General features: G+C 48.3%; 8 protein-coding genes. 1 reads left to right on the top strand and 7 read right to left on the bottom strand.

All coding sequences use genetic code 11. The features are described from left to right. Positions 1–180 precede the first annotated feature (180 nt). From LDL40_RS04230 to LDL40_RS04215, 4 genes are all read right to left on the bottom strand, one after another. Entirely contained in the window at positions 181–1,344 is a 1,164-nt protein-coding gene (locus tag LDL40_RS04230; protein ID WP_300993898.1) for a PLP-dependent aspartate aminotransferase family protein, read from the bottom strand. 159 nt (positions 1,345–1,503) lie between these two features. After that, the gene (locus tag LDL40_RS04225; RefSeq protein ID WP_300993897.1) at positions 1,504–2,565 is read right to left on the bottom strand and encodes a 2-oxoglutarate and iron-dependent oxygenase domain-containing protein; all 1,062 of its coding nucleotides are present in this window, start codon (positions 2,563–2,565) and stop codon (positions 1,504–1,506) included. Between the two features lie 417 nt (positions 2,566–2,982). After that, positions 2,983–4,413: a Na+/H+ antiporter NhaC family protein gene (locus LDL40_RS04220; protein WP_300993896.1), complete on the bottom strand. Its 1,431-nt coding sequence runs from the start codon at positions 4,411–4,413 to the stop codon at positions 2,983–2,985. A 448-nt stretch (positions 4,414–4,861) separates the two neighbouring features. Next, on the bottom strand, positions 4,862–5,263 hold the full coding sequence (locus LDL40_RS04215; protein WP_300993895.1) for a hypothetical protein: 402 nt from the start codon (positions 5,261–5,263) through the stop codon (positions 4,862–4,864). Between the two features lie 338 nt (positions 5,264–5,601). On the opposite strand from LDL40_RS04215, the gene LDL40_RS04210 reads away from it, so the two are divergent. Continuing rightward, the gene (locus LDL40_RS04210; protein ID WP_300993894.1) at positions 5,602–5,805 is read left to right on the top strand and encodes a hypothetical protein; all 204 of its coding nucleotides are present in this window, start codon (positions 5,602–5,604) and stop codon (positions 5,803–5,805) included. A gap of 60 nt (positions 5,806–5,865) precedes the next feature. Here LDL40_RS04210 and LDL40_RS04205 read toward each other — a convergent pair whose 3' ends face one another. From LDL40_RS04205 to LDL40_RS04195, 3 genes are all read right to left on the bottom strand, one after another. After that, on the bottom strand, positions 5,866–8,742 hold the full coding sequence (locus LDL40_RS04205; protein ID WP_300993893.1) for a valine--tRNA ligase: 2,877 nt from the start codon (positions 8,740–8,742) through the stop codon (positions 5,866–5,868). A 41-nt stretch (positions 8,743–8,783) separates the two neighbouring features. Beyond that, complete coding sequence (locus LDL40_RS04200; protein WP_300993892.1) at positions 8,784–9,233, bottom strand: DNA polymerase III subunit chi; 450 nt, start codon at positions 9,231–9,233, stop codon at positions 8,784–8,786. Positions 9,234–9,235: 2 nt separating this feature from the next. Next, the coding region (locus LDL40_RS04195) for a leucyl aminopeptidase (protein ID WP_300993891.1) at positions 9,236–10,000 on the bottom strand (765 nt) is incomplete at its 5' end.

Below are 10,000 nucleotides of genomic sequence, written 5' to 3'. Positions count from 1 at the left end.
GGATCCAGCGACTGTGCTTAAGTGAAGTTTTAGCCGTCTGGACGCTTGAGATGAATGTAGAGGATATTTATATTCTTAAAAAGAAAGAAATTCGTATTTGATAGTTCTGAAATGAATAAGAAATGAAATTGGGGTCAGAACACATAAGTTATGCGTAACTTATGTGTTCTGACCCCATTTTTATAGCTGCGCCAAAGCCTGAGCTAAGTCCGCAATGAGATCATCGGCATCTTCCACACCTATGCTCAGGCGCACCAGATTTTCCGTAACGCCGGCTTTTTGTCTATCTTCAGCTGTCATAGCAGCGTGTGTGGTACTGGCTGGGTGACAAGCTAAGCTTTCCACATCACCTAAGCTCACGGCCTGCGCGAACAACTGCAGATGATTTAAAAATACGGCAGCTTTGGCAAAACCACCCTGGATATCCACAGCCACCATGCCACCAAAACCACTGGCAGTGTCGGCAATAGCCCTATGGCCCGGATGACTGGCATGACCCGGGTAATAGACTTTGGCCACCTTAGGATGAGCCGCTAAAAAGTCCGCCACTTTGCGGGCGTTTTCGATATGAGCATCCATCCGTAAAGTCAGAGTTTTTACGCCTCGTTGCAATAAATAGGCTTCCTGTGGGCCTATAGGCGAACCTATATGCTTCAGGGCCACAGTACGAATTTTTTGCATCAGCTCGCTGCGTCCTGCCACTATGCCGGCAATAATATCGCCATGGCCAGACAGGTACTTAGTGCCGCTGTGCATCACAATATCGGCGCCAATTTCCAGCGGGCGGAATAAATAAGGGGTTAAAAAGGTATTGTCACAAATGACCAGCGCACCGACTTTACGGGCTGCTTCCACCACAATACGGGTATCGATCACTTTTAAGGTGGGGTTGGTGATAGGTTCAAATAACACCACTTTGGTATTGGGTTTCACCCGTTCGGCAAAGTCTTGATCGCTGCTGTAACGGCTTAAGGTCACTCCGGCACGGGTTAAGGTATTACGTAAAAAGGCATCAGTACCGCCATAAACCGGGTCGATAAAAGCCACTTCATCTCCGGCATTGGTCAGTGCATACATTATGGCGCTGACAGCGGCCATACCGCTGGCCACTACTAAAGCTTCATCTGCCCCTTCCAGTGCTGCCAGTTTTTGCTCTAAAGCTGCAGTGGTAGGGTTGGCAAAACGGCTGTAGATATAACCCGGATTCTGACCGGAAAAACGCGCCAGACCTTCTTCGGCAGTGCCGTAACTAAAGGTGCTGGTGAAATACACCGGAGTGGCTAACGCGCCGGTGCTTGGGTCTGGTTGTTGGCCGGCATGAATACTTAAAGTACGGAATTTCATAATAAACCTTGGTTTTATTTTATTAACAGTTCAGCCGGGTTAATCCGGCTGTCACTTCCTCCCCTCTAGAACTGAAGCTGCAGCTTTGTTGACGACTTGTAGTCGCACTGCAACTCCAATTTATTTGGGGAGCTATAGATTTTTAGTGTGAAGCTGAGCTTAGACAGCTTTTGCCAGCTCCGCGTAATGAGCGGCAGCCACATCACGGTGTGAACGTAAACGTCCTTTTAACACATTCTGGCCCACCTGATAAAACAATGGGTTATTTGGATCACTGGCCGGACCCTTAGCTTCGTCAGCTAAATGAGACGGCAATTGCAATAAAGGCACAGTAGCGTCCAGTTGAGCCGCCATAAAAAAGGCACAGGAGTAACGCTCTACACCAGAATTCGGGCTGACCACACGGTGCAAGGTGGCTTTTAAGTAGCCATTGGACGCCAGTTCCAGCAGCTCACCTATATTGACCACAAAAGCGCCTGGCAGCGGGGCTACGCTAACCCAACCTTGTTCGGTTTCCACTTCTAAACCTGATTGGTCATCTTGTACTACTAAGGTCAGGTAACCCGGATCTTTATGAGCACCTACACCTTGTTTACTGCTTGAGGCTCTGGCATCCACACCGGGATAACGAATCAGCTTCATATGCTGATAAGGACCAGCTTTGATGGTGGCGTCTAAAGCATCAGCTGGTTGTTGTAACGCCAGCATTAATGCGCGCATCAATTTTACCGTGATATCCGAAAGCGACTGTTGCCAGTTCAGCAGTTCAGTTTTCATCTGTGGTAGAGCCGTTGGCCATTGATTAGGACCAATTAAACCTTGCCAGGCCGGGCTGATATCAGTCCTGGCTGGTGCAGCTTCTTCCCGCATCACATCGAACTGTTCGCGGATATCCGGCTGACCACGGGTGAGTTCACCACCCAAGCCTGTATAACCCCGAAAGTGCGGTGAGTGGATCATCTGCACTTGTTGCTTGTCGGCCAGTGGCAAAGCAAAAAACTGTTTGGCTAGCGCTAAAATCTGCTGTTGTTTCTGTTGTGTTTGACCATGACCTGTCAGGTAAAAGAAACCGACATCACGGGCTGCAACCCGTAATTGTTGAATAAAAGATTGTTGCTCAACGGCTGTGCCATCCATCAGGCTCAGATCCAGCACAGGCAAAGCACTGCTGGACTCTGGTGTGGTGTTGCCGGATAAAAACTCTTGTGTTGAATGAAGCATAAAAACCTCGTTGTGCTTAGGGTTCTGCATTACAGAGCAGTGGCTCTGCCAGAAAGTGAGCGCATTCTAGGCCTGAGTAGAAAGTTAAATAACTAATGGATTGGTCTTGTTTAGATGAATTAGAAATAACCGGATGTCTGGATAGTTAGCGGTCTTTAGGCATAAAAGTCTTACTATCTAAAACTTTATGGAATAAAGGTGCGGGCATTTATACTTTATAAATCTGACCTTCGCTAACTGGCTTATTTGTAACAGTATTTCGTAAAAACAAGATAGGAGGTATAAATTTATGCGTTTTTATGGATTAAAGGCTGAAGGTTTTCTATATCGCCAAAAGTTATAACCAAGATACATTTGGCCTGTAGCTGAAATGAACAAGGCACCTTGCGGTGCCTTGTATTATTGAACTTCGAAGATTTAAGCAATCAGGATAAAGCCGATAAAAGCTAAACTGGCCGCTATTAAAGTGTAAGGCAGCTGGGTCATCGCATGAGACACCAGATTACAACCTGAACCCTGGGCGGCCAACACAGTAGAGTCACTGTAGAAACAGGCCTGACTGCCAAAGGAGCTGGCTGATAACAGCGCACCTATTACTAAAGGAATATCAGCTTCCACCGCGTAAGCCAAAGGCATCACAATAGGAATGGATACTGCAAAAATCCCCCATGATGAGCCAGTGGCAAAGGAGAGTATTGCCATAGCTAAAAATACAATAGCGGGCAACATCTGCGCCGTCATATAAGGTGTCAGGTTCTCAATCACGTACTGAGGCAGCAATAACTTGTCACAGACATCTTTAAAGATAAAGGCCGCTATGACGGTGCAGATGGCTGGCAGCATGGTCTTAAAACCATTCATCATCACTTCCATCATTTCACCCAAAGGCATCAGACGCTGGTAGGAATAAAAAGCTAAAGTCAGTACTAAGGTGACTAACAGACCTTTGAGTACATCGATATCAAAATAGATGGTAAAGCCAATCAGCATCAACATAGGTACAATGAAGTTACGCAGCTTGCCTTGTTTATTGCTGTCTTCGAACTCCTGTTCCATCGAATGCACAGCGTATTGATCTCCTGCTGGTACATCCTGACCCTTGATAGGATGATGGCTGGCGCTAGCCTCAACACCCACATCTGGCAGCATATCCAGCGGCGTACCATTTTGTGCAGCCAGCTCAGCTTTTTTCATTGGCCCTATGGCTGGCATGATTTTTAGTGTCACCAGCAGGACCATTAAGACAGCCAGCCATGGATACAACATATATGGAATGGCTTGCATATACACATCCACACCTTGCCCTGCTTCAGCTACTTTGTTGTTCTCCAGTAAACCGCCAAAAAAGATAGCCCAGGTAGAAATAGGAATAATGACGCAAATAGGGGCGGCGGTGGAGTCCACTATATAAGCCAGCATCTGGCGGGATATTTTGTATTTGTCCGTTACTCTTTTCATCGCTTCACCCACGCTCAAAGCGTTCAGGTAATCATCGATAAAAATAATGCAGCCCAAAACAAAGGTCATAAACATGGATGATTTGGGGCCTGTAGCCAGCTTAGAGGCTGAACGACCAAAAGCCACAGCGCCTCCGGTATGGATCAACAAGCCAATTAAAGAGCCAAAACCACCACAGACCAGAATCAACCAACCTATGGTTTCATCCTGCATCACACTGGTCGAAATCTCAGCAAAGGTATTCAATAACTCAAAAGGTTGAGTGGGAAACAGCATCAGCAAACCTGCAACTGCGCCCACCACTAGCGACAAAATAGGCCGCTTCAGCCAGATGGCGACTGCCATCACTACTACGGGTGGGATCAAACTAATGGCACTTGGTGAATCCATTAAAGGGTTCCTTCACAAAGCCTGGCTACGCCAGAAAAATAAAAGCCAACCGTTGCATGAATTGCATACGGAGTGTTTGGGGGTTTAGCTGCCAGAGCCCGTGCTGAGTTCAATTGCTTTTCATGTAATTTTTTTCAGCTTTGGGTCTACAACAAGATGAATTTACACGGGTTAAATTCAGGCGCGCAATAATAACAAAAAAAATGTTTTGTACAATCTCCCTTCGGCTGCGTGACAGGCAGTCGTATAGGGCGGGACAACATTCTTTTCGCCCCCGGATTGGACAGAAAACGGGTGTGGCAAGCCCAGCCACTGCACTTTAGTCGCGCTGCAACTTCAATTACTTAGCAAGATCTGAGTGTAAGTAAAACACAGTGAAAATGCAGGCATTGCAGGAGAAAGTGTTGAGGAAAAAACACTGCCGCTGACTGCGGCAGTGAGCAAAGAATTACTTGGCTTTGTTGATCAGCTCTACTTTAGCTAATACGTCAGCATTAAAGCTTAATTGCACTGACTTTTGCGCCGCTTCCTGAGTTTTTACCAGTTCAGTTAAAGTCGGGTAGCTGGCAGATAATGCGGTCACGTCATACAACCACAAGCTTGTGCCATCCTTTTCTGTTTTGCTTACTGGCTCACCTAGTTTCTCGGCAATAGCAGCCTGAGTAGATTTACCTTCAGTTAAACCTAAAGCTGTGCGCACTGAGGTATTTAAAGCAGCGGTTTTGGCGCTGTCTTTGGTGTCTTTCAGTGTACTGCCCACGCTATCTTTTACCGCGTTTAACCAGTCAGCCTGAGCTGGAGCTGTAGTCACGACGAAGGCAATCAATAAGGCGCTTAACTTTAATTTCATGGTGTCTCTTCCATTTGAGAATGAATAAATAAGCTGCAACTGCTTGCTGCAGGCGGCGCGGATGGTATAGCAGATTGCTCTGCAGTCCAAGTTTTTTACCGGAACTTTACAATTTTTTGCGATGAGGAGAGCTTGTAAGGCACTTGCTAGTGCGTAACCTCATGGCTTTCAGAATGCGTTGGCAGATCATGGCGGGATCGCAGGTGCAAAACTCAAATAACCTGGTCTATATCAAAAAATCATACTGCAAAGGGGGATAAAGTAGTTGCTGTTGGGATCTTTCGCTATGAGTCGCAAGGTGCTGCTACCTTGCTCTTGCCTTTGACTGAGGTATCGCTATGGGATGGATAGTACGTGTTTTGTTTTTTGTCAGTGGTGTGATTGCCAGCTGGTTTGTCTCAGTGGAGGCGACTAATTACATTGTGTATCAACTGGTGATAGCTGTCTGTCTGGTGACATTATGTGCAGCGGCTTTGGTTTATCTGCCTATAGGGTGGCGGCGTTTCAGAGCCGACTCTGGCAAGAGAAAAAGTGACAGCTGAATCAAAGCGATAAAAAAGGCGACTCAAAAGCCGCCTTTTACTAGTGCATTGACCTGGTAGTTAAATCGCCGCTATTTGGGCCTGCTGAGCTTTTAACTTGCTGATCGCTTCCAAAGCTTCAGCCAGTTTTTCGCGCTCTTTCGCAAGTACTGCCTCAGGCGCTTTGGCGACAAAGCCTTCATTCGCCAGTTTACCGGCCACGCGGTCATGTTCCTGCTGGGCTTTTTCCAGTTGCTTGGCAATACGGGAGAGTTCAGCTTCTTTGTCGATCAGGCCTGCCATAGGGATCAGAATATCCATCTTACCCAACAGCTGAGCTGCACAAGCTGGAGCTGTTTCGCCATCGGCCAGTACAGTAATGGCTTCTAACTTCGCCATATTCTGCAGGAAGGCCAGATTGCTTTGTAAACGGCGGCTATCATCTGCTGTCAGGTTACGCACCAGTACAGACAACGGCTTGCTTGGTGCTATATCCATTTCGCCACGCACGTTACGGATAGCAACGATAAAGCTCTTCACCCATTCCAGATCGGCAGTGGCGGTTTCGTTTACCAGCGCCTGGTTAAATTCAGGGTAAGCTTGCAGCATTATGCTGTCGCCTGGCTTGATATCGCTTCTGATCATTGGCGCAACACGCTGCCAAATCTCTTCGGTAATAAACGGCATAATGGGGTGCATTAAACGCAGCAAAGATTCCAGTACTGTCAGTAAGGTATGACGGGTACCACGTTGCTGAGCTTCGGTGCCTTTAAACAGTACAGGCTTAGTCAGCTCTAAGTACCAGTCACAGAACTGGTTCCAGGTGAATTCATACAGCGTATTGGCCGCCATATCAAAACGGTAGCTGTCTAAATAACCGCGGAACTGGCTGATGGTTTGCTGATACTGGCTGATGATCCACTGATCGGCTAACGACAGCTCCATATCGCCAGCTTTACCGTCAACAGCCAGTCCACAATCTTTTTCTTCGGTCATCATGGTGACGTAACGGCTGGCGTTCCACAGCTTGTTACAGAAGTTACGGTAACCGTCTAAACGTTTCATATCCCAGTTGATATCGCGGCCTGTAGAGGCTAACGCCGCTAAAGTGAAACGCAGCGCGTCAGTGCCACTGGCTTCAATACCTTCAGGGAATTGTTTTTTGGTCTGGTTGCCAATTTTTTCGGCCAGCTGCGGCTGCATCATATTGCTGGTGCGTTTGGCCAGCAGATCGTCCAGACTAATACCGTCAATCATATCCAGCGGGTCAATCACGTTGCCCTTGGACTTGGACATCTTGTCGCCGTTTTCATCACGAATAAGGCCAGTCACATAGACAGTCTTAAACGGCACTTGCGGCTTACCGTTTTCATCTTTGATGAAATGCATCGTCATCATAATCATCCGGGCTACCCAGAAGAAAATAATGTCAAAACCAGTGACTAATACGTCAGTCGGGTGGAAGGTTTTTAAATCTTCAGTGTTTTCAGGCCAGCCTAACGTAGAGAAGGTCCACAGCGCTGAGCTGAACCAGGTGTCCAGTACATCGTTGTCCTGACGTAATTTCACGTCATTGCCTAAGTCGTGCTTAGCACGTACTTCAGCTTCATCACGACCTACATACACTTTGCCCGCTTCGTCGTACCAGGCAGGAATACGGTGACCCCACCACAGCTGACGGCTGATACACCAGTCCTGAATGTCACGCATCCAGCTGTAGTACATGTTTTCGTACTGCTTAGGTACAAACTGAATGTCGCCGTTTTCCACAGCTTCAATGGCGGTTTTCGCCATAGGCGCAACACGCACATACCATTGGTCTGTCAGTAAAGGCTCAATCACCACACCAGAACGGTCGCCGTACGGCAGGGTGTTGTTGTGATCTTCTACTTTGTCCAGAAGGCCAGCTGTATCAAAAGCCGCTACTATGGCTTTACGGGCGGCGTAACGCTCCAGGCCCTGGAATTCAGCCGGGATCAGGGCGTTATGCGCAGGGTTGGCTTCGCCATTCGGGAAGAAACACTCGCCTTCAGTGCGGATAGTGGCGTCCGCTGTCATCACGTTGATCATCGGCAACTGATGACGTTTGCCTACTTCGTAGTCGTTAAAGTCGTGAGCTGGCGTGATTTTTACACAGCCTGTGCCTTTGTCTTTATCTGCATGTTCGTCCGCCAGAATTGGAATACGGCGATTCACCAGCGGCAGCAGCACTTCTTTACCAATCAGGGACTGGTAACGCTCATCGTCCGGGTTGACTGCTACACCTGTATCGCCCAGCATAGTTTCAGGACGGGTAGTGGCTACTACGATGTAGTTTTTGCCATCCGCTGTCGTCACACCATCGGCCAGCGGGTACCGTAAGTTCCACAGGTGGCCTTTTTGTTCTTTGTTTTCTACTTCTAAATCAGAAATAGCCGTATGCAGCTTCGGATCCCAGTTCACCAGGCGTTTGCCACGGTAAATCAGGTCGTCCTGATACAAACGGACAAAGACTTCCTGTACTGCATTCGACAGGCCAGCGTCCATAGTGAAACGCTCTTTGTCCCAATCGACAGAGTTGCCTAAACGGCGCATTTGTTCGGTGATGGTGCCACCTGATTCGGCTTTCCATTCCCATACTTTTTCAATAAAAGCGTCGCGACCCATAGCATGGCGGTCTGGTTTGCCTTCAGCAGCCAGTTTACGCTCCACCACCATCTGTGTGGCGATACCAGCGTGGTCAGTACCAACCTGCCATAAGGTGTTTTTGCCCTGCATACGCTTGTAGCGGGTTAAGGCATCCATAATGGTTTGCTGGAACGCATGGCCCATATGCAGGCTACCGGTCACGTTTGGTGGTGGGATCATGATGCAATAAGCACCATTGCTGTTATCACCACTTGGCTTGAAATAGCCTTTGCTTTCCCATGCCTGATACATGGCTTGTTCAACTTGACTCGGGTTAAATGTCTTTTCCATCTTCGTTACCTGAAACTCTCACTAAAAACGCAGGCCGGCCATCAGAGCTGCACTGTTTGCGGGGTTAACCCCGACTGGCGATAAAATTTGAACCGTTCCCGCGCCTGAACCTTTAACTGTTCTTCGGCTGGAACAAATTCGATAATCTGTTGAAAACGCTGACTAAAAGGCGGCACTGTTGCTGACAGATTAATTAAAACCGGTCTGGCGTTGCCTGGCGGCAGCCAGCTGATTTCCACCGGAGCGCCTCGTGCCGGGCCTTCGCCCGCCAGATTGTGTGGTACAAATCGCTCTGGATCAAAGCGCCATAATACCTCATCCAGCAGTTCGGCGTCCGCCTGATTTTGGCAGAACACAAAAACCCGCTGTCCGGCCTGATAAAAGTCGGCGCATAGTTGTGCTGCTACATGAAAAAAAGCTGGCTCTGACGCCAGCTGTAATTCAGCTTCTGCAGCCTGGTCGGGCAGCAGATAAAAACTGACTTGAGGCACTGTTATCCCTCGATGTCGGTTCCGACACGGTTAATTAAAAACTGGGTCAACATAGCCACAGGGCGGCCTGTTGCACCTTTGTCTTTACCACCACTGCGCCATGCAGTACCGGCAATGTCCAAATGCGCCCAGTTGTATTTACGGGTGAAGCGCGACAGGAAACAAGCGGCGGTAATAGTACCTGCGGCGCGGCCACCTAAGTTACTGAAATCCGCAAACGGGCTTTCCAGCTGATCCTGATAGTCATCCCACAACGGTAAACGCCAGGCTCTGTCGCCACTTTGTTCCGACGCGTTTAAAATTTCATGCGCCAGTGGGTTATGGTTACTTAACAAACCTGAAGCGTGTTTACCCAAAGCAATCACACAAGCCCCTGTTAAGGTGGCGACGTCAATCACCACGTCAGGGTCAAAACGCTCAACATAAGTTAAAGCGTCACACAGCACTAAACGGCCTTCAGCGTCTGTGTTTAACACTTCCACGGTTTGGCCTGACATAGTAGTTAAAATATCACCCGGGCGATAAGCGCGGCCATCCGGCATGTTTTCAGCGCCAGCCAGCACCGCCACCATATTAATAGGCAAACCTAAGCTAACCACTGCATGCATAGTGCCCAGCACTGAAGCTGCGCCACACATGTCGTATTTCATTTCGTCCATCGCATCGCTTGGCTTGATGCTGATACCGCCTGTGTCAAAGGTTAAACCTTTGCCAACCAACACCACAGGCGCGCTGTTATCCATAGCGCCGTTGTATTTAATCACGGC

Source organism: Rheinheimera sp., assembly GCF_020217005.1.
Lineage (GTDB): Bacteria > Pseudomonadota > Gammaproteobacteria > Enterobacterales > Alteromonadaceae > Pararheinheimera.
The sequence above is the reverse complement of the archived record's forward strand: the minus strand, read 5'-3'. Positions and strand labels throughout refer to the sequence as shown.